Here is a 19,645-nt window from a genome sequence, read left to right as displayed (position 1 = left end):
GATACACAAAGCCGAGGCGACGGTGGCAGCGGGCTCGCCCGCGAAAGGGCCGGCACAGGCGCGCCAGAAACCGGCTCAGGACTCGGGAACGCCCTGCTCCCATTCGGACCAATGGCCGACGATCTCCTGCACCAGGGTGCTACCCACCCGGTAGAGGTTCTCCAGCGCCGGGGCGAAGCCACCCTGCTGGGCATAGTCGAGCAGGTTGTCGGCATCGCTGTAGCCCGGATACGGCCGGTCGAAGTTCGAGCCGGCGCGCAGCACCGCCAGGCGCCCGATGTCCAGCAGGCCGGCCCTGGCCGCCCGCGACAGCGCTTCATAGGTGGAGTTGTCTTCCTGCTGGGTGGTGCAGTAGACCCCCTCGCCGTCGGTCAGCAACCGGGTCCACACCTCTGCCCGCTCGCCCAGGCGCGTACCGGAAAACCAGGTACAACTCGAAGCGGTATCGCCACAGATCACCTGCGGCGGCTGGTTGGCCGGCGCATGGGGATACTTCGTCCGCCAGAGCGCCGACTCGGCGCTTTCGCTCAGGACGACATGGCGGGTCAAGGCATACGCCTTGGCCTGCAACCGCGCATTGAGCTCGAAGACTTCGGTGCGATAGTCCAGCGGCGGCTTTTCGTCCGGCCCGCGGGTGTTGATACCGATGTAGCCGCTCGGCCAGTGCGGCGGCGCATCCCGCGAGTCGAGCCCCCACTGGGTACCGAAGTCCACCAGGTAGCGGGCCCAGGCCGCAGTACCGAGAGTGCCCCGGTGCGGGTTGATGCCGGCAATGCCGACGATCAGGAAATAGGTCTGGCGCAGGTCGAAACGGTTCGACAGGGCCAGCGCCAGGGTCGAGGCCGTCGCATTGGTCTGGCCCATGCCGGTCACCAGCAGGCAGACGCCCTGGTCGTTGCAGAGAATGTTCGGGTAGTCGGCACTCAATCCCGGCAGCGGGATTTCCTGGTTGAACGCCAGGCGCTCGATCCAGCTTTGCGCTTCGGGCGCGAACATGCTGATCAGCACGACTTTCGGCGTGATCGGCAGCTCGGCCGTGGATGACATCGTCGAGGACATGAAAACTCCATTCAGGGGGCTGCGGGCTCCGGTGCCCGCAGCGCGGCTCAAGCGGCTCGCCGAATCAGTGCGGCAGTTCAAGCTGGCGGACGATCCGGTCCTTGACCAGCAGCCGTTTTTCCTTGAGCTTCCTCACGTCGTCATCCTCTGCCAGCGCCGCCTCGGCTGCCAGCACCTGCTTGTCGATCTCGTCGTACTCGTCGAGCAGGTGGTTGAGCTTGCTGTCCTGGGCCCTGCGCTCCGTGACCTGCTCCCGGGTCAAATGCAAATCTGCGAACAAGTCGTGCTTAACTGGCATATCGTCACCTCGTAAATCTTGAAACCGATGGCTGTTCAGGGAGTTACCGCCTATCAATAGCATGCCCGGGCGCCGATTGCCTCACTGCTTTGCCTTGCGACGGCGAATCCACAGCCAGCCAAGACCACCCAGCAACGCCGCCGCACCCGCCAGCACCAGCCCCTTGTAGGGGCGCAACGCCGAACGCATGGCGTTGAGCGGTTGGGTCAGGTAGCGCCGATTGGCCTGGTCGAACCGCGGCTCCTGGCACTGCTGGCCGAAATTCCCGGCCCAGCTGACATAGGGACCCTGTTCGACATAACGCTGGTACAGCGAGATTTCCTGATCGCTACCGGCAACCCAGCCGGCGGCCTTGCACAGTACCGCGGCAAACGCCTGGCTGCTGTGGGGCAACTGGTCGGCCGCCCGGCTGGCCAGGTCGGCAGCCACATAACGATAGTGATAACGCTGGTTGGGCGTGGCCTGCGCACCCTGCTGGCGCTTGACTTCCGCCTCCTCCAGGAACGGCCCCGCCTGCACTTCGACGGTGCCCAGGCTGTAGCTGCCTCCCAGCCAGCGGTAGTCCGGCGACATTTCATAGCCGAGGATTTCCATTCCCGACTGGCGCGCCAGCTTCGCCGCGGCATACAGCGCCTCGGCACGGCCGGTGGCGGTCCAGCGCGAGGCGCCGTCCTTGCGGTCCTGGCCATAGGCCTGGGCGGCGGCCTGCAGTTCAGGGCTGTCGAAGTACGCCGGGGCCTCATCGTAACGGCCCTCGCGCAACAGCCGGCGCCCGAGCAATTCGCGCAACTGCGCCGCCACCGGGCGGCGTACGTAGTTATCCTTGTCCTGCTGGGTGGCCGGCGGCGGCGCCGTCACATGGGCATCGACATAACCTTTCAGCTCATCGAGGGTCAGCACCCGCTCGGCCACGGTCGCCGCGTCCGGCCAATAGATGTCCTGGCTACGATAGAGCTGGTCGAACGCCTGCAGGTAATCGCCACGGTCCAGGGCCAGGATCGCGCTTTCGCCTTCGACCCGGCAGCCGGGCTGGACCGTTTCGTAGGCCCAGTCCGGCGTGCGTCGCGAGCCCCAGACCTCGTCCTTGGGGAACGCTGCCGCGGCCTTGGCATAGGCCGCCGCAGCCTGGACCTTGTCGCCGTCACGCAGGGCCAGCTTGGCCCGCAGCCACCAGGCCAGGCCGCCATCACCGGCATGTTCGAGATAGCCCTTGGCGGCGGCGAAATTCCCCTTCTGGTAACTCAGCGCCGCCAGCCGGTCGGCGTTCTCCAGGCTGTCGCCGACACTGGCGAGCAGCAGTTGGGTCAGGCGTTGCTCCTGTTCCGGCTGTTCGTCGAAGAACCAGCCAACACGGCTCAACAGGTAGGCGGTGAACAGCTTCTGCACCGTCGGATGGGTCAATTGTTCCTTCAACGGCTCATCGGGCAGCGCCACCAGTTCGGCGGCGACCAGCCTGAGCGAGGCGTAGCCACTGGCCGAACCCAGGCGGCTCTGGCTGGCATACAGCTGGATCGCATCCTCCCAGTTGCCCTTGAGCTTGGCCAGGCGGGCCTCCTCGCCCAGGCTGGCGATTCCCAGTTCCAGCGGATCGCTGAAGTCGCCGGCACTGAACTCGCGCGCCTGCTCAAAGGCCAGCCGTGCCTGGGCCTGCAAGGCCGCCGGCGTCTGTTGCGGATCGTCGCCGGCCTCGGCGCTCAGCGCCACCAGCGCCCGTCCCAGGGAATAGGCTGCCCAGGTGCTGCGCAGCTTGCGCTGTTCGGCAGGCAGCGCCAGCACCTTGCGGAAATACTCCGCCGCCAGGGCCTGGCTGCCAGCGTCAAAGGCTACCGCACCGGCAATATACAGGCGCAACTCATCGGGCAGATCGGCCCCCTGGGCCTCCACCTGCTGCGGATCCTGCAGGGTGCGCAACTGGGCGACCCTGGCCCGCAGATTTTCCGGCAGTTCGCTGGCCTCGACCTTGTCGCGCTGCTCGCGGTAGGCGTTGGTATTGTCATCGCTGTACCAGTACATCCTCAGGGTCGCCTCGGTGGCGGGCTTGAGGCCGGCGATCACCTGGCCGAGACGGTTCACTTCGAAGGCAAAGTTGGTTTCCGGCAGGTCGGCCAGTGTCTGCGCCCGGTCGTCCAGCAATCGCAGCGGAAAGTCCGGGCCGCAGGCCAGTGCCGAACCGAGCGGCAGGCTGAGGGACAGGCACAACAGGTGCCGGGGCCAGTTACGGGTAAACATGCCACGCTCCTTGATCGATACGGATACAGCGCGCCCAACCCAGGGCACGCCGGCCGCCAGCGGCGATACGGACGCTGGACTGGCGGCTGAAGACGAGATGTTGCGGTGATGCCTGCAAGCTGTAGCCATTGAGCCCATCGGCGCCATCGCAGTGTTCGGCGCTCAGTTCCACCCGTTCGGGCAGCGGCTGGTCGAGGTTGCCGACGTTGGCGAGGCTGATGTCATAGAGTCCGTCCTTGAACGACAGTTCGACCTGCCACCGGGCGGACAACGCATCGCCCCGGGCCACCGCAGCCAGGGTGGTCAGGCTCCAGGCCCGGCGGTCGCCCGGCAAGGGCAGGCGGAACCAGATCAGCCCGGCCAGGTGCGCCGGTGGTTTGTCCCGCAGTTGCCGGCTCAGTTGCGCCAGTTGCTGCGGATCGGCCAGCAGCTCACGGCGCTCGCCGCCACGGTTCAACGGTGCTTCACCCTCCACCAGCGGCGCACCGCCGCTGTCCGGCAGCAGCGCCACCCCATAGGCCGGCAAGGCGAGATAGAACGGCTTTTCGCTGATGCGGCTCCAGCGTTCGGCCCATTGGCGGGCCTGAACCGGGTCGAACAGGCCCAGCCGTGGATGGCTCACGGCGTGAACCTGCAACACGCTGCTGTCCACGACCTGCAACAACCCGGGCAGTTGCGGGCTGTCGAGCCAGGCGGGCAAGGCGGTGATACTCAGTTTCAAGCCGGAGGGCAGTTGCCCGCGCAATTTCAGCAGGAAGTCGGTATAGCCCGACAAGCGGGCACTGGCGCTGTCATGGTCGATTTCCAGCCCGGTCAGCTTGACGCCCGCGGCCTGCCAGTCGGTCAGCATCTGCCCGATCTGCACGCGCGCCCCCTCCAGGTCCAGTGCCGGCAGTTGACCGTCCAGGCGCACCACCGCGATCAATGGCCGGCCATCCGCCTCGAGCCGCGGCAGATCGACCAGCGCCCGGCTCCACCCTGCACCGGGCTGTGCCTGCAACGCCAGCACCCGCAGGGTCGAGAAATCCGCCCGGCTCTCGGCCAGGGCCTGCTCATGGGCGGGCCGCCACTGGCGCTGCCAGACATACAGTTGCTGGTCGAGGGGCGTTGCCGGGTCGGGCTGGCAGCCGGCAAGCAGCCCCAGCATCAGGCATGAACACAAGCGGCGAAGAAATGTGGCGGGCATACAATCCTTTGTCGGGCGCATGCGAGCGCCGTTTCGAGGGGCGATATTACCTCAACGCGGTGGCCGCCGGCACGCGCAGGCTGAAGCAGCCGGCTGGGAAATGGACGACAGATGGCAGGGCAGAATGACAGTGGTTCGCTTGCGTCTGGAAAAACGCGATCTAGTCTTTCTCATAACCTTGAGTCAATGCCCTCAACCGAAGTCTGGTCAGCCGTTTTGCCCAGTGACAACGACACAGTGGAGTCCGAGTCATGGAGGAAACCCTCATCCTGGTCGATGAGGATGATTGCGAGACCGGCAGTGCGCAAAAGCTGTTCATCCATCAACAGGGCCTGCGGCACCGGGCCTTCTCGATCTTCATCTTCGATGAACATGGCCGCTTGCTGATGCAGCAGCGGGCCATGGGCAAGTATCACTCCCAGGGATTGTGGAGCAACACCTGCTGCGGACACCCGCGCCAGGGCGAGCAGACCCGGGCCGCCGCGCAACGGCGGCTGTTCGAGGAAATGGGCCTGAGCTGCCCGCTGCGCGAAGTGGCCTCGCTGCTCTACCGGGAACAGGTCTCGAACCAGTTGATCGAGCACGAATTCGATCACCTGTTCGTCGGCCTCAGCGATATCCCCCCGCTGGCCAACCCCGACGAAGCCATGGCCTGGAACTGGCTGCCGCTGGCCGAGATCCCCGGGCACATCGCGGCGGCGCCGCAGCAGTACACGATATGGCTACGCCGGATCTTCGAGACCTACCCGCTGTCGACCCTGCGTTTCTGGTACGAAGTCGCCCTCACCGCGCCCCTCTCCCCTCATTCGTCACGCTGAGAGGAGCGGAGCATGAACACAGACACGCACTGCGCGGTGGCGGGCGGCCTGCCCAACGAAAAAGCCTGCCGCCCCCTTGATGACTGGCGCCGCGCCGTACTGGCACGCCTCGAACAACGGCTCGATGCGCAACTGCCACCGGCGCACACCGTGCCCTCACGCCTGCACGAGGCCATGCGCCATGCCCTGCTGAACCCGGGCAAGCGCCTGCGTCCGCTGCTGTGCCAGGCCAGCGGCCTGGTGGTAGGCGCCGATCCGCAGGCCCTCGACGTGGTGAGTGCCGCCCTGGAAATGGTGCATGTCAGCTCGCTGGTCCACGACGACCTGCCGGCCATGGACGATGACCCGTTGCGCCACGGGCAGCCGACCGTCCACGTCCGGTTCGACGAAGCCACCGCCATTCTCACCGGCACGGCCCTGCTCACCCAGGCCTTCCTGACCTTGCAGCACGCCCCGCTGCCCAGCGCCCGCCGACTGCGCCTGGTAGCGGAACTGGCCCAGGCCACCGGCTCGCTGGGCATGTGCGGCGGGCAGATGCTGGACCTGCAGCCGCCGGCAAGGCCGATGGACCTCGACACCCTGGAGCATTTGCAGCAGCTCAAGACCGGCGCGCTGATCAGGGCCGCCGTGCGCATGGGCGCGTTGTGCGGCCGCCCGCTGCGGGCCGAGGTCGAGGCGCTGGAGCGCTATGCGACCGCCATCGGCCTGGGCCTGCAGGTGGTCGACGACGTGCTGGATGTCACCCAGGACTCGGCAACGCTGGGCAAGACGGCCGGCAAGGACGTCCGCGATGCCCGCTCGACCTACGTCTCGCTCATCGGCCTGGCCGCCTCGCAAGCCCTGGCCCGGCAACTGAAGCAGCAGGCCCATGCCGCCCTGGCCCGCTTCGACAGCCGCGCAGACTGCCTGCGGGCCCTGGCCGACCAGGTCATCGACCGCCAGCGCTGAGCGGTGGAGGCAACTACGCCATGTTCGAACTACTCAATACCATCGACAGCCCGCGCGATCTCCGGGCCCTGCACCGGCAGGCCCTGCCGTCACTCGCCGACGAGTTGCGGGCGTTCATCCTGCACAGCGTCTCCCGAACCGGCGGGCACCTCTCGGCAAACCTGGGCAGTGTGGAAATCGCCATCGCCCTGCACTATGTCTTCGATACCCCGCACGACCGGATCGTCTGGGACGTGGGGCACCAGTCCTATCCTCACAAGATCCTCACCGGTCGGCGCCAGGCCATGGCCGGTGTTCGCCAACAGGGCGGCATATCCGGTTTTCCACGGCGGCAGGAGTCCGAGTACGACAGCTTCGGCACGGCCCATGCCAGCACCTCGATTTCCGCCGCGCTGGGCATGGCGCTCGGCATGCGGATCAAGGGCCGGCGGCGCCACTGTGTCGCGGTGATCGGCGACGGTGCCTTGAGCGGTGGCCTGGCCTACGAGGCACTGAACAATGCCGGGGTGCAGGCAGACCTGCCGCTGCTGATCCTGCTCAACGATAACGACATGTCGATTTCCCCGGCGGTCGGCGCGCTGCGCAACCACCTGGCCGGGCTCACCACCTCGACAGCCCGGCCCGACGCGGCCAGCCTGTTCGAGGCCCTCGGCGTGGAGTACAGCGGCCCCATCGACGGACACGATCTCGACGCGCTGATCCCCGCCCTGCAAGCGCTGAAAGGTCGACCCGGCCCGCAACTGCTGCACGTCATCACCGAAAAGGGTCACGGCTACAGCCCGGCCGCCAGCGACCCGGTGCAGTATCACGCGACGGGCAAATTCAATGCCCAGGAAGGTCTCCAGGCCGTGCCCGCCGCTCGGCAGAGCTACGCCCAGGTGTTCGGCAACTGGCTGTGCGACGAAGCCGGGCAGGACCGGCGCGTTGTCGCCATCACCCCGGCGATGCGCGAAGGTTCGGGTCTGGTGGAGTTCGAGCGGCGCTTTCCCGATCGCTACTTCGACGTCGGCATTGCCGAGGCGCATGCCCTGACCTTTGCCGCCGGTCTGGCGACCGAAGGCCTGAGGCCCGTGGTGGCGATCTACTCGACCTTCCTGCAGCGGGCCTACGACCAGTTGATCCACGACATCGCGTTGCAGAACCTGCCCGTGCTGCTGGCCATCGACCGCGCCGGCCTGGTCGGTGCGGACGGTGCCACCCATACCGGAGCGTTCGATCTGGCTTACCTGCGCTGTGTCCCCAACCTGGTGATCATGGCGCCGGCGGATGAGAACGAATGCCGGCAGATGCTGCACACCGGCCTGTGTCACAACGGACCGGTAGCGGTGCGCTACCCGAGAGGCAGCGGTTGCGGCGTCCCGCTGCAGGCCCGGCTGACGCCCCTGCCGATCGGTCGCGGCGAGATTCGCCGACAGTCGACCCAGCCGGCAGGCCGGCGAGTGGCCATCCTGGCCTTCGGTTCGCTGTTGTCAGCCAGCCTGGAGGCTGCCCGGCGCCTGGATGCGACGGTGGCCAACATGCGTTTCGTCAAGCCGCTGGACATGAACCTGATAGAACACCTGGCCAGCAGTCACGACCTGCTGGTAACGGTGGAGGAAGGCTGCGTCAAAGGTGGTGCCGGGGCCGCCTGCCTCGAATACCTGGCCGCCTCGCTCAGTGGCCGGCCGACCCTGCAACTGGGCCTGGACGACCACTTCATCGAACACGGGACGGTCGAGCAGTTGCTGCAAGCCTCGGGCCTCGATGTCGAGGGGATCGTCACCTCGGTCCAGGTCTTTCGCGAGCAGGTCCGCTCGCGCGACGCGCCAGCCCGGGTCGCCCCGCCATGAACACAGTCACTGTGGTGACCGACATCAAAGCTGCCACCAGCGCGGCAACAACTGCCGGACCCGGGCCTCGGCGAACCGGTCATCGATCAGTACCACCACGCCGCTGTCCTGCTGGCTACGGATCACCCGCCCCGCCGCCTGCACCACCTTCTGCAGGCCCGGGTAGAGGTAGGTGTAGTCGTACCCCGAGCCGAACAGCGCCGCCATGCGCTGCTTGATCTGCTCGTTGAGCGGGTTCAGTTGCGGCAGGCCGAGGGTGGCGATGAAGGCCCCGATCAGCCGCTGGCCGGGCAAGTCGATGCCCTCGCCGAAGGCACCGCCCAGCACCGCGAAACCGATGCCCTGGCTGTGCTCGGTGAACTGTTCGAGAAAGGCCTGGCGCTGGCTCTCTTCCATGCGCCGCGACTGCAGCCACAAGGGGATATCCGGGTGGGTGTCGGCCATCCGTTGCGCCACCTGTTGCAGGTAGTCGAAGCTGCTGAAGAACGCCAGGTAGTTGCCGGGACGCTGCCTGAACTGCCCGGCCAGCAGCTCGACGATGGGCGCCAGCGACGCCTGGCGATGGACGTAACGGGTGGAAACCTGGCTGACGATGCGCAGGTCCAGTTGTTCACGCCGAAACGGCGACTCGACGTCGATCCAGGCCGTGTCGGCGGGCAGCCCCAGCAGGTCGGCATAATAGTGCCGGGGGCTCAGGGTCGCGGAAAACAGCACGCTGCTGCGCGCCGCCGTCAGGCGTGGCCGCAGGAACGCTGCCGGCACCACATTGCGCAGGCACAGTTGCGACAAGCGTCGGCGGCCCACATCGCGCACACTGATATCGAACAGGAAATGCTCGTCGAACAGCTCGCCTACCCGGGCGAACTGCAACAGTTCGAAGTAGAACGCCTGAAGCTCGCCATCCAGACCCTGGGGGTGGTCATTGAGATAGTCGCCGATGGCTGCGGTGCACAGGGTCATCGCCGACAACAGCTTGCCCGGCGCCTGGTCGTAGGCCTGGTAGTTGGCGACCTGCTCCTTGTGCAGCGCATTCCATTCGCGGTTCAACCGCTGCAGGGCCTTCTGCAATGGCTGTGGCGCCGTCTTGCGCACCTGCCCGAGCACGTGCTGGTCGAGGCCGGCGCTGTACATCTGGCGACCGCGCTCGACCAGGTTGTGGGCCTCGTCCACCAGGGCTGCGACCTGCCACTGGTTGGCCTGGGCCAGGCCGAACAGCAGCGCGCTGAAGTCGAAATAGTAGTTGTAGTCGGCAACCACCCAGTCGGCCCAACGGGCCATTTCCTGGCTCAGGTAATACGGGCAGATGTCGTGGGCCAGGGCGATCTCGCGCAGTGCCTGGCGATCGAGCAGGGTCACTGCGGCGGCGGCCTCGCGCGCGGCCGGCAGGCGATCGTAGAAGCCGTGCGCCAACGGGCAGGCCTCGCCATGGCAGGCCTTGTCCGGATGCTCGCAGGCCTTGTCCCGGGCCACCAGCTCCAGCACCCGCAACGGCAGGCCTGGCTGGCTGGCGTGCAGCACTCGCGCGGCGTCCAGGGCCAACTGGCGCCCCGGCGTCTTGGCGGTGAGAAAGAACACCTTGTCCAGCCGCTGCGGGGCCAGGGCCTTGAGCATCGGAAACAGCGTACCAAGAGTCTTGCCAATGCCGGTCGGTGCCTGGGCCATCAGGCACCGACCGGTGCTGACCGCCTTGTACACGGTCTCGGCCAGGGCGCGCTGGCCGGGGCGGAACTCGCCATGGGGGAATGCCAGCTGGCGTGCGGCCTGGTCGCGGGCGCTGCGATGGGCCATTTCCTGTTCGGCCCAGTGCAGGAAGCATGCACACTGCCCCTCGAAGAACGCCTTGAGATCGGTGGCACTCCAGGTTTCACGCAGCAGGGTTTCCTTTTCGCTGATGATATCGAAGTACACCAGCGCCAGATGGATTTCGCTCAGTTGCAGGTGCTCGCACGCCAGCCAGCCGTAGATCCGGGCCTGGGCCCAATGCAGTTGGCGGTGGTTGGCCGGCTGTCTGGCGAGGTCGCCACGGTAGGTCTTGATTTCCTCCAGTTGGTTTTGTGCCGGATCATAGCCATCGGCCCTGCCCCGAACCCGCAACTGCTGGTAATGCCCCTCCAGGGCCAGTTCGGCGCGATAACCCTCGCTGCGACGCGCGGCCACGGTGCGGTGGCCGGTGATGCCCTCCAGGGCGGTCGGCGACGGCGTGAAACGCAGGTCGAGGTCGCCGGCCTTGGCGGTGAACTCGCACAGGGCCCGCACGGCGATGCTGTAGCTCAAGCGACCGGCTCCGCCCATTGCACGTAGCAGACCGCGACCGGCATCTGGTGCCGGTGACAGAACTCCAGCCAGCGCAACTGGTTGTCCTGCAGGCGGTCGCCGGGGCCCTTGACCTCGATCATCCGGTAGGTTTTCTGCGCCGGCCAGAACTGGATCAGGTCGGGCATGCCGGCGCGGTTGGCCTTGATGTCGAGCAGCAGCCGTTCGAACCAGTGCCGCAGGTGCGCCGCCGGCAGGCACTCAAGCGCCTGTTCGAGCAGTTCCCCGCTGAGCACGTTCCAGAACACGAAGGGCGACTGCAGCCCCCACTTGGCGACGAAGTTGTGTCGGATGGTCTGCTTGTAGCGCTCATCCGCCAGTTGCTCCAGGCACGCGGCAAACAGCTCGGCGCGGCGGGCATGGAAATCCTCGCTGTGCAGGTCGGCCGGCCCGCTCTGGAAGGGGTGGAAGAACGCACCGGGCAGCGGCGCGAAGATCGCCGGCCAGCACAGCAGGCCGAACAGCGAATTGATCAGGGTGTTTTCGACGTAATGCACCGGCCCCTGCTCTTCCCACAGGTGCCGGGCGACCCGCTGCTCGACCGACTCGTGCGGCTCGCAACTCAGGCTGAAGTCCAGGCGCGTCACCGGCACCGGTGCACTTCGGGCAACCGCCGGCAGCCCGAGCCGGCGCCGCAATCGCGGCAGAATGCGCTGCAGGTGCTGTTCTTCCCCGGCGCTCTCCGGCGCCGCCAGGGCCTCGTCGGCCAGGGTCATGGCCAACCCGTGCTCGCCCAGGCGCTCCAGCACCCGGATACGCCGCAACCGGGCGCCGGGGTAGCGGCAACCCTGGTAGATCGCCAACGCGCCGGCCAGGTCTTCCAGGCGCTCGCTGTGCTGGCCCAGTTGAAACAGCAGCTTGCCGCGCCGACGCTCCAGCCAGGGGTTGTCGGTTTCCAGCCGGTTGACCTGCTCCAGCACCCGGCCCACCTCCTCCCCGACCTCCAGGGCCTGCCGCGCCGCCTGCAGGTGCAGGTAGCCGTCCACGTCGGCGCGGCTGCGCAGGCCACGGGAGTCGGCATGGAACTCGACCTTTTCGTAGCTGAAGATGCCGAGGTCGGCCAGCACGAACTCCGACCAGTCCTGGTACAGGTTGCCGAAGAACATCAGCCGCAGGCGGTCGCACAGGTCCATCACCTGCAGGCTGTAGAGCCGGTCGGGCACCTGCGGGCACCACTGGGCGAACGGCCGCGGTTCGACGTGCAACGGCGCCAGCCGCTCGTACAGCTCGGTTTTCTTCAACCTGGACGGGGCCTGGAACGCCTGGACGATCTCGGCCTTCTGCAATACAGCGAACAGGCTCTCCAACGCCAGCGGCAGGTCATCGCGGACCCAGCCAAGGGCCAGCAGCGGCTGTACTGCAGCGGTAGTATCGCCAATCTCGTCGTAGTTCAGCCGGCTGCCGCGAAAGTGCTCGCCCTTGCGCATGACCATGCGCACCAGCAGCGCCTGCGCGGCCCTGGGCAGTCTGGCGAAGTCGTCGATGAACGCCCGCTCCCGCGCATCCAGCAAATCGGCATAACGCTGCGTCAGCCAATCGAGCACACAGTGGAAGTTGTTCAGGTAGTAAAACGGATCGTCGAGGGGCGCAGTTGTCACGGGCAGGCAGGACCACGGTTGTCGAATGCTGGTTATGCATACAGATAACAGTCCTCCCCGCGTCTGGCAAACACAATTGGACAAAGGGTTGCCCGGTACGGGGTTTCAGGGCCCGGACTCCAGGCGCAGGGCATTGCATAGCGCGCCCAGGGCCGGCTCCAGGTGGCGGTGACCGTTGGAGGTGCTGCTCAGGCGCAGGCAATCGCGGTGCAGGCCGTGCAGGCTGAACAGTTCACCGGGGGCGATGACGATGCGCTGTTCCAGCAGGTGCTCGAAGACCTTGCGCATGTCCACTTCACTCCGGGCCCGTGCCCAGACCGTGGCGCCGCCCTGGGGCGGGACGAAGTCGAGGCTGTCGGGCAGGCGTTCCTGCAACAGTTGGCAGACCTGCGACATGCGCTCCTGCAGCAGGCGGCGCAGGATACCCAGGTGCTGGTCGAGACGCCCGCTGCCGTACAAGCGGGCAATCGCCTTCTGCCGGGTCGGCGACATGCGGAACGAGCGCAGCAGGAAATGCCGTTGCAGTTCCACCCCGAAGTGTCGCGACAGCAGGTAGCCGAATGGCGCCTCGCAGCCCATGAAACGCTCGAAGCCGGCCAGCACCAGCAGGCGATCCGGGTCGACCAGGTCACGCATGCGCGCGCCGGCGGGCTGGTAGGCCAGTTCACCGTGGCTGTCGTTCTCCAGCAACCACACGCCAAACTGTTCCAGCAGCCGGGCGATCTGCTGGCGATGCTCGGCCGGCATCAGGCTGCCCCGGGGCATGTTGACCGCGGAAGACATCAGCAGCAGCTTGACCGGCTGTGTGCGCAACAGCTGTTCGAGCTGTTCCAGGTCGAACAGCCCGTTGCCGCCCAGCGGCAATTCGACCACGTCGACGCCTCCGGCCTGCAACAGGCGCAGGATCACCCAGTCGCAGGGCGACTCCACCAGCACAGTGGTGTGTTTCAACGCCAGGGCCGCCATCAGGGTTTCCAGCACACTGCGCAGGTCGGCACCGATATAGACGTCGTCGGCATGCCAGTAACGCTGGGCCGAGGTGGTGTAGCGCACCGCCAGGGCGGCTCGCAGCTCCATCTCGCCAAAGGGTTGCAGTTGCGGCTGCTGTTGCCGCGGGTACTGGCGCACCAGTTCACGTTCGAGCAGCAGCAGCGGGTTGTCCAGCGACAGCAGCAACGCCGGCTCGTCATTGCCCAGCACCAGGGTGCCGGGCCTGCGCGAATGCACGTAGATGCGCTCCAGCAGATCGGCCCCACCACTGACGAACGAGCCGCCGGGTACCGGCAAGGCATAATAGCCCGACTTGGCCTGGGAATAGACCCGCCCCTCCTTCTCCAGCAGGGAATAGGCGTACTGGACGGTGGAAATCGACACGTTCAGGCGCTCGGACAACTGGCGCAACGAGGGCAGCTTGACCCGGGCTTCGGTTTCGACCTCGTTGATCAGGCTGACCAGGTAACGGTAGACCGCCTGGTAGGCAAAGCCCGCAGGCTTGCCTTCCGGGGTCGTTCGCGGCGTCCGGCCGCTCGGTCCGGTCGGGGTCGAAGCGGGTTCGGGAGTTTTCGAGGCAGTCAATCGCAAACCCTTTAGCGTCCCGACAGGACTTCCTTGCGGACTTCGCCACTGTCGGGATGGATGATATCGACACGGTGCTTGTCCGGGTCGCTGGCCCGGACCCGGGCAATCAGCGAGGCGGCGGCACTGAAGTCGACCTGTTTTTTCTGGTAGAGATCCTGCAGGCGTTCAAGGGGCAAACCGCTGACCTCGCTCAGCCACTGCTCAACCTGCTCGCCGGCCGGCTTGCCCGACAGCGCCTTGTGCAGCTCCGGCAAAGCCACCAGCATGCCCGGGTGGCAGCGGCGCAGGAACGGTTCCAGGCCACGGCCCTGATTGACGAAGGGCGCGAACAGCAGGCAGATCAGTTGCCCCTCGCTCAGGCCATAGGCTTCCTGGGCGTAGACCCGGGCCAGCGCCCGGCGGCCGAGGAGTTTCTCCGAGCTGTCGTAGGCCGCCATGGCCTGCTCGATCAGGCGTGCCGACATGCGTTTCTTGCGCATCATCACCACGGCCAGTTGCAGGTATTCGGTGATCCCCGTCTGGTAGCTCAGGCCCCTGACATACTGCGCCTGCAGACCGCGCATATGCGCCATCAGCAAGGGGTTGGCGCAGTCGGATTCACTGAAGTGAAACGCCAGGTCGTCGAAGCGGAAACCGAGGAACTCGGTCAGCAACGGCCAGCGCTGCTCGATGTCGCTGCCCACCAGGTCATGCACGCCGACCAGCATCGGCGGCTGGCTGCGACTGGAGCGACTGATGGCCGGCCCCTGGGGCTGGGTCGCGGCGTCACCGTAAAGCTCCCGGTAGTATTCCAGGCTGAGTTCGTTGCAGGTCCTGACCGCCTCCTCGAATTCCAGCGCGCGCCCGCCGAGCGGGCTGCGCTCGGGCGTTTCGGTCGAGCGCAGCAACCATGTCAGGTACTGTTTCTGCTCGCGGGGCGGATCGCCGATGATCAGCGCATCGATGCCCTGGTCCCAGGAACTGGCCCGCTCGTAGAAATCGGCCATCGACAGGTAGCAGTTGTTGCAGAAGGTCGTGCGGCCATCGCCCGCCGTCAGATGGCCGTTCATGAGCAGGTCGCGCCGATTGAGGTCGCGCCCCAGGTCGGACAACGGCGTGCGATGGTGGAACGGGCGCACGTGCCGGTTGTCGACCATCAGCAATTCCACCCGCGGATCGTCATAGACGAACAGGGCGCAATACCCCTGATGGATGTTGTTCATCACCGTGGACGTCAGGCCCGCATGACGCGAGGTGGCGATACGCAGGTTGAAGGTGGCCGGCGAGCGGCCGGCGATGCTCAACTGCGCGGCCCTCAGGAAGGCCAGCGTGTAGCTGCTGTCCTTGCCGCCACCATGGGCCACCATGACCTTGAACTCACCGATCCGCTCGATACCGCCGGCAGCGACGATCAGGCGCTGGATCAACAACTGCAGGGCGATCCGTTCGGCACGGGTGAAGTAACTCATCAACCGTTGTAGGACCTGTTGATATACATAGTTCATTGCCTGCTCATGAATAGAGCTCATAGCCTTTACACCTGGATTGGGTTCAGTGTCGGGCCAACGGCGCTCGTATTATCCGCGCTTGCCAGGTCTTGCCATGTTCAGGTGCCTGTTTGGCGTCCGCCACCGGAACATGTCGGGCAACAACAAGAGTATTACCCCGAGCCTGCAACATCCATAGCAGGATATACGAGAGTGCCCTGATTACTGATTGCCGGTTAGCGTTGGAAATTTTCGGAGAAAGAACTTCCTAGGAATATTCTTACATCAACTTACAAACTTCGATTACATGCAATTTCTTAGCTGGCAGCACCCCGCCGCACGGGCGCTGCCTGGCCCTGCCTATGCTCTGCAAACTCGGCGCCCAAAGCTTGTGCAACTGGACCACTGCGGTACAACAACTGAAACTCAACCATGACTCATTCCTTGAGCTGAAAGTTACCGGTTAATTATCAGTGCTTAGAGCACGATTAACAGATACAGAATTTCTGAAAAAACCAGTTCAGTTGCAGTAAAACAGGCATTCCGGGGAAGTTCATCCGCGATAAAATATTGGACAAAATAAAAAGCCCCGTATCAGTCGCCTGATACGGGGCTGATGACACCTTGGCCGGCGTCAGGCCGGATCGAGCTGCAACGCCACGCGACCACGGCATGGACAGGCGTCCATGAAACGATGGGCCTCGACGAACTCGTCGAAGGGAAACGCGCGAATCTCCATCGGCGGCAACACACGATCGGCCGTCAACTGGTTGATATCGCGCAGGGCCCGTTGCACTGCCGCCTGGTCCTGCACAATGCCCAGCTCCGGCTTGCCGGTGAAGTTGCCGATGCAGTGCACGAAGAACTGGATGTTCTTCTGGAACGCCGCGCAGGCAGGGAACGGCGTCTGGTTGCCGCCCTGCAGGCCATAGAGCACCAGGCTGCCACGCGGCGCCAGCACATCGCCGAGCATCGACATCTGCGGGCCGCCCAGGCCGTCGAAGACCATGTCGACACCCCGTCCATCGGTGTACTTGTTGATCTGCATCAGCAGATCCTGCTCCTCGGTGACCACCACCTTCTCGGCGCCCAGGGCCAGCAGGCATTCGCGCTCCTCGGCGGTCTTGGTCGCAGCGATCACCTTCACGCCCAGGGCCTTGCCCAGTTGCACGAAGGCCGGGCCGGCGCAGTGGCTGGCATCGGTGATCAGGGCGAACTGCCCCGGCTTGACCCGCGCCAGGTCGACATAGGCGAAATAGGCGATCAACAGCGGGGTGTAGTGAACGCTGGCCTGGACCGGCGTCAGCACATCCGGATAACGGGTCAGGGACGAGCGCGGCATGAGGATCACTTCGCCGTACACCGGATAGTCGTTGGGGCTCTGGGCCGGGAAGCTGGCGACCTTGTCACCGACCGCCAGGTCATCCACCCCATCGCCGACCGCCGTGACCACGCCGGCCATCTCATGACCGATACCGGCCGGCAGACGGGCGTGGGAGGACGCCAGGTTCTGCCGCCAGAGCACGTCGTACCAGCTGATACCGATCGCCTCGACACGCACCTGCACTTCGCCCGGTGCGGGCAAGGTCGTCGCATGCTCTTCGCACTTGAGCACCTCGGCCGAACCAAACTTGTGAAAACGGATCGTGCGGGACATCGCAAACCTCGCCAAATGAACTTCTAATGACACGAACTCTATCCGGGCTTTGTGGGGAACACTATCCGTGCCCGTTAATAGTCGACATGCCTGTCATTGATTCGGGGGCATTGTACACAATGTCAGCCGCAGCGGGCCGCAGCTGTGAGAAAAGCCGCTTTTGCCGGCCGGACAGGCCCCGAAATCGGGGACCAGACGCCGCCATTCCCCGGCGAAATAGGAAAGTTCATTTTTCCAGTGCGAATCAGACGGTTTTGCCCGTAAGATTCACCTCTTACGTTATTGACCCTCCTGTGAAGCGAGCCCGATGAACCGTAACGACCTGCGCCGCGTCGACCTGAACCTGTTGATCGTGTTCGAGACCCTGATGCACGAGCGCAGCGTCACCCGGGCCGCGGAAAAGCTGTTTCTCGGCCAGCCGGCGATCAGTGCGGCGCTGTCGCGCCTGCGCAACCTGTTCGACGATCCGTTGTTCGTACGTACCGGCCGCAGCATGGAACCTTCGGCCCGGGCCGAGGAAATCTTCGCCCTGCTCTCGCCGGCCCTGGACTCGATCTCCACGGCAGTGAGCCGCGCCGCCGAGTTCGACCCGGCCACCAGCACCCAGGTGTTCCGTATCGGCCTGTCCGACGACGTCGAGTTCGCGCTGCTGCCGCAGTTGCTCAAACGCCTGCGCGCCGAGGCGCCGGGCATCGTGCTGGTGGTGCGCCGGGTCAACTATCTGCTGATTCCGGCCAAGCTCAGTTCCGGCGAAATCTCCATTGGCGTGTGCTACACCTCCGACCTGCCCGCCAATGCCAAGCGCAAGGTGCTGCGCCGCAGCTCGCCCAAGGTGCTGCGCGCCGACACCATGCCCGGCCCGCTGACCCTCGATGACTTCTGTTCGCGCCCCCATGCGCTGGTGTCCTTCGCCGGCGACCTGAGCGGCTTCATCGATACCGAGCTGGAGAAACTCGACCGCAAGCGCCATGTGGTGCTGGCGGTCCCGCAGTTCAACGGCCTGGGTACGCTGATCAGCGGCACCGACATCATCGCCACCATCCCCGACTACACCGCCGATGCCCTGACCGCCGCCGGTGGCGTGCGGGCCGAGGACCCGCCGATTCCGGTGCAGAGTTTCGAGCTGCACATGGCCTGGCGCGGTTCGCAGGACAACGATCCGGGCGAACGCTGGCTGCGTTCGCGGATTCAGATGTTCTGCGGGGACCCCGAGAGCCTGTAGGCCGGTTCCACTGAAGGCCATAAAGGCTTTTAATACAGGCACTTAAGTCGAAAATGCGTCCATTACCGTCCGTCTGATTCCACTCAATTCCACCTTGACTGGGGGTATCTTTTGGGAAAAACCAAAAAGATACCCCCACGCCATGTCCGCCGAAAGACCGCCTGCCTTCCGCCAAAAACTCAGCGACGCGTTCATCCGTTCGCTGACCACCGCCGGCAAATATGCCGACGGCGAAGTGCCGGGTCTGTATCTTCAGGTGCGCCCCTCACTCAAGCCCGGCAAGTCCCCCTCTCGTCATTGGCGCCTGAAGTACCGTCTGCGCGGCAAGGAGCAGGTCTTCGTGATTGGCCGGTACCCCGAGGTGAGCTTGAAAGAGGCCCGCGAGTCGGCTCGGGCCGCACGCCATAACGTGTTCCATGACCTCGATCCGCTCAAAGCGAAACGGGCCAGGATCGAAGCGCAAAGGCTCAACGAGGCACGTACGTTCGCCTACGTGGCCGAGGAGTGGCTGAAGTTCAAGTCTCCCGACCTGGTCAGCAAATCCATCGCCGGATTTCGCGGCGCCCTGCGCAACCATATCTTGCCCGCCATTGGCACCATACCTGTGACCGAAATCAGGCTTGAGCACATCACCGCAATCATCAGTACCCTGCGCCGTGCCCGCACCATGGCCATGGCCAAGCGCGTACGTACCCTCATCCGGGCCGTGCTCGGCTTCGCGCAGGGGCGCGGCTGGCTGGAGCGAAACGTGGCGCTGAGCAACACCGAGGAACTCAAAATCCGCCAGGTCGTCACCAGCAATCCCGCGATCGAGCGACCAGCCGACTTGGGACGCTTCTTGCTGCGCCTGGATGAACTCGCCCCGAACAGCGTCACCACGGCAATGCGCTTGCTGGTCATGCTGCCGGTGCGTCCGGGAGAACTGGTGAAGATGCGTTGGGAAGACGTCGACCTGATCAACGCCGACTGGCGCTTTGTGGTCAGCAAGACCCGGTACCTGGACAAGAGCAAACACATCGTCCCCCTGCCGGAGCAGGCGCTGGTGCTTCTGCGCGAGCTGCACAAGCGCCGGGTGGTGGATGAGGCCGGCAACGGCTGGGTGTTCGTCTCCCCGGTCTACCCGGGGCGCCCCATCAATGCGACCTCTCTGGCCAAGTCCTATCAGCGACTCTGGCCGGAATACGCCATTACCGCTCACGGCTTTCGCGCCACCTACCGCACCCTCGCCCATGAGCATTTGGGCATCGATCCGATTGTACTGGAGTTGTCGTTGTCTCACCGCATGCCAGGCGCACTGGGCGCGGTGTATGCCCGCGCTCAATTGCTACCGCAGCGTCGGGAGGCCGCGCAGCAATGGACGGATTATTTGGATCGGTTACGCAGGAATGCGGCGTTAGCGGCGCAGATTGACTGAGTCAAAGTGGTAGCCGACCAGGTCGGTGGC

Annotated in this window: 14 protein-coding genes; 5 read left to right on the top strand and 9 right to left on the bottom strand. The window is 65.3% G+C overall.

The window, feature by feature from the left end:
• Positions 1-75: 75 nt before the first annotated feature.
• The 4 genes from PF66_RS29000 to PF66_RS28985 form a co-directional block, all read right to left on the bottom strand.
• Entirely contained in the window at positions 76-1,059 is a 984-nt protein-coding gene (locus PF66_RS29000; protein WP_054064565.1) for a purine-nucleoside phosphorylase, read from the bottom strand.
• A gap of 64 nt (positions 1,060-1,123) precedes the next feature.
• A complete protein-coding gene (locus PF66_RS28995; protein WP_054056753.1) occupies positions 1,124-1,357 on the bottom strand; it encodes a DUF465 domain-containing protein in 234 nt (77 codons plus the stop codon).
• A gap of 81 nt (positions 1,358-1,438) precedes the next feature.
• Positions 1,439-3,586: a hypothetical protein gene (locus PF66_RS28990; protein ID WP_054064564.1), complete on the bottom strand. Its 2,148-nt coding sequence runs from the start codon at positions 3,584-3,586 to the stop codon at positions 1,439-1,441.
• Positions 3,573-4,733: a DUF3142 domain-containing protein gene (locus PF66_RS28985; RefSeq protein WP_152973104.1), complete on the bottom strand. Its 1,161-nt coding sequence runs from the start codon at positions 4,731-4,733 to the stop codon at positions 3,573-3,575. Before PF66_RS28985 ends, PF66_RS28990 begins: the two co-directional genes overlap by 14 nt.
• Positions 4,734-5,023: 290 nt before the next feature.
• On the opposite strand from PF66_RS28985, the gene idi reads away from it, so the two are divergent.
• Genes idi through dxs form a run of 3 tightly spaced genes read left to right on the top strand, consistent with a single transcriptional unit; the run spans position 5,024 to position 8,367 of the window.
• Positions 5,024-5,590 (top strand): isopentenyl-diphosphate Delta-isomerase, encoded by a 567-nt coding sequence (gene idi / locus PF66_RS28980; RefSeq protein WP_054064562.1) that lies wholly within the window; start codon positions 5,024-5,026, stop codon positions 5,588-5,590.
• Between the two features lie 12 nt (positions 5,591-5,602).
• On the top strand, positions 5,603-6,538 hold the full coding sequence (locus tag PF66_RS28975; RefSeq protein ID WP_081009936.1) for a polyprenyl synthetase family protein: 936 nt from the start codon (positions 5,603-5,605) through the stop codon (positions 6,536-6,538).
• A gap of 20 nt (positions 6,539-6,558) precedes the next feature.
• A complete protein-coding gene (gene dxs / locus PF66_RS28970; RefSeq protein ID WP_054064561.1) occupies positions 6,559-8,367 on the top strand; it encodes a 1-deoxy-D-xylulose-5-phosphate synthase in 1,809 nt (602 codons plus the stop codon).
• A gap of 24 nt (positions 8,368-8,391) precedes the next feature.
• Here dxs and PF66_RS28965 read toward each other — a convergent pair whose 3' ends face one another.
• The 5 genes from PF66_RS28965 to PF66_RS28945 form a co-directional block, all read right to left on the bottom strand.
• Positions 8,392-10,641 carry an ATP-dependent DNA helicase gene (locus tag PF66_RS28965; protein ID WP_054064560.1) on the bottom strand — a complete coding sequence of 750 codons (2,250 nt, stop codon included), beginning with the start codon at positions 10,639-10,641 and terminating at the stop codon, positions 8,392-8,394.
• Entirely contained in the window at positions 10,638-12,278 is a 1,641-nt protein-coding gene (locus PF66_RS28960) for a VRR-NUC domain-containing protein (RefSeq protein WP_054064559.1), read from the bottom strand. Before PF66_RS28960 ends, PF66_RS28965 begins: the two co-directional genes overlap by 4 nt.
• Positions 12,279-12,383: 105 nt before the next feature.
• On the bottom strand, positions 12,384-13,853 hold the full coding sequence (locus tag PF66_RS28955; protein ID WP_081009935.1) for a PLP-dependent aminotransferase family protein: 1,470 nt from the start codon (positions 13,851-13,853) through the stop codon (positions 12,384-12,386).
• A gap of 11 nt (positions 13,854-13,864) precedes the next feature.
• Positions 13,865-15,364: a hypothetical protein gene (locus tag PF66_RS28950; RefSeq protein ID WP_054057370.1), complete on the bottom strand. Its 1,500-nt coding sequence runs from the start codon at positions 15,362-15,364 to the stop codon at positions 13,865-13,867.
• Positions 15,365-15,956: 592 nt separating this feature from the next.
• Complete coding sequence (locus PF66_RS28945; protein ID WP_054057369.1) at positions 15,957-16,979, bottom strand: zinc-dependent alcohol dehydrogenase family protein; 1,023 nt, start codon at positions 16,977-16,979, stop codon at positions 15,957-15,959.
• A 307-nt stretch (positions 16,980-17,286) separates the two neighbouring features.
• Here PF66_RS28945 and PF66_RS28940 point away from each other — a divergent pair, with 307 nt between their 5' ends.
• Both PF66_RS28940 and PF66_RS28935 read left to right on the top strand, forming a co-directional pair.
• The gene (locus PF66_RS28940) at positions 17,287-18,201 is read left to right on the top strand and encodes a LysR family transcriptional regulator (RefSeq protein WP_017901839.1); all 915 of its coding nucleotides are present in this window, start codon (positions 17,287-17,289) and stop codon (positions 18,199-18,201) included.
• A gap of 142 nt (positions 18,202-18,343) precedes the next feature.
• Complete coding sequence (locus PF66_RS28935; RefSeq protein ID WP_054064558.1) at positions 18,344-19,615, top strand: tyrosine-type recombinase/integrase; 1,272 nt, start codon at positions 18,344-18,346, stop codon at positions 19,613-19,615.
• The last annotated feature ends 30 nt before the right edge of the window (positions 19,616-19,645 follow it).

This window comes from Pseudomonas asplenii (assembly GCF_001293465.1).
Taxonomy (GTDB): domain Bacteria; phylum Pseudomonadota; class Gammaproteobacteria; order Pseudomonadales; family Pseudomonadaceae; genus Aquipseudomonas; species Aquipseudomonas fuscovaginae_B.
Note: the sequence above shows the minus strand (reverse complement) of the source record. Positions and strands in the feature narration are given on the sequence as shown.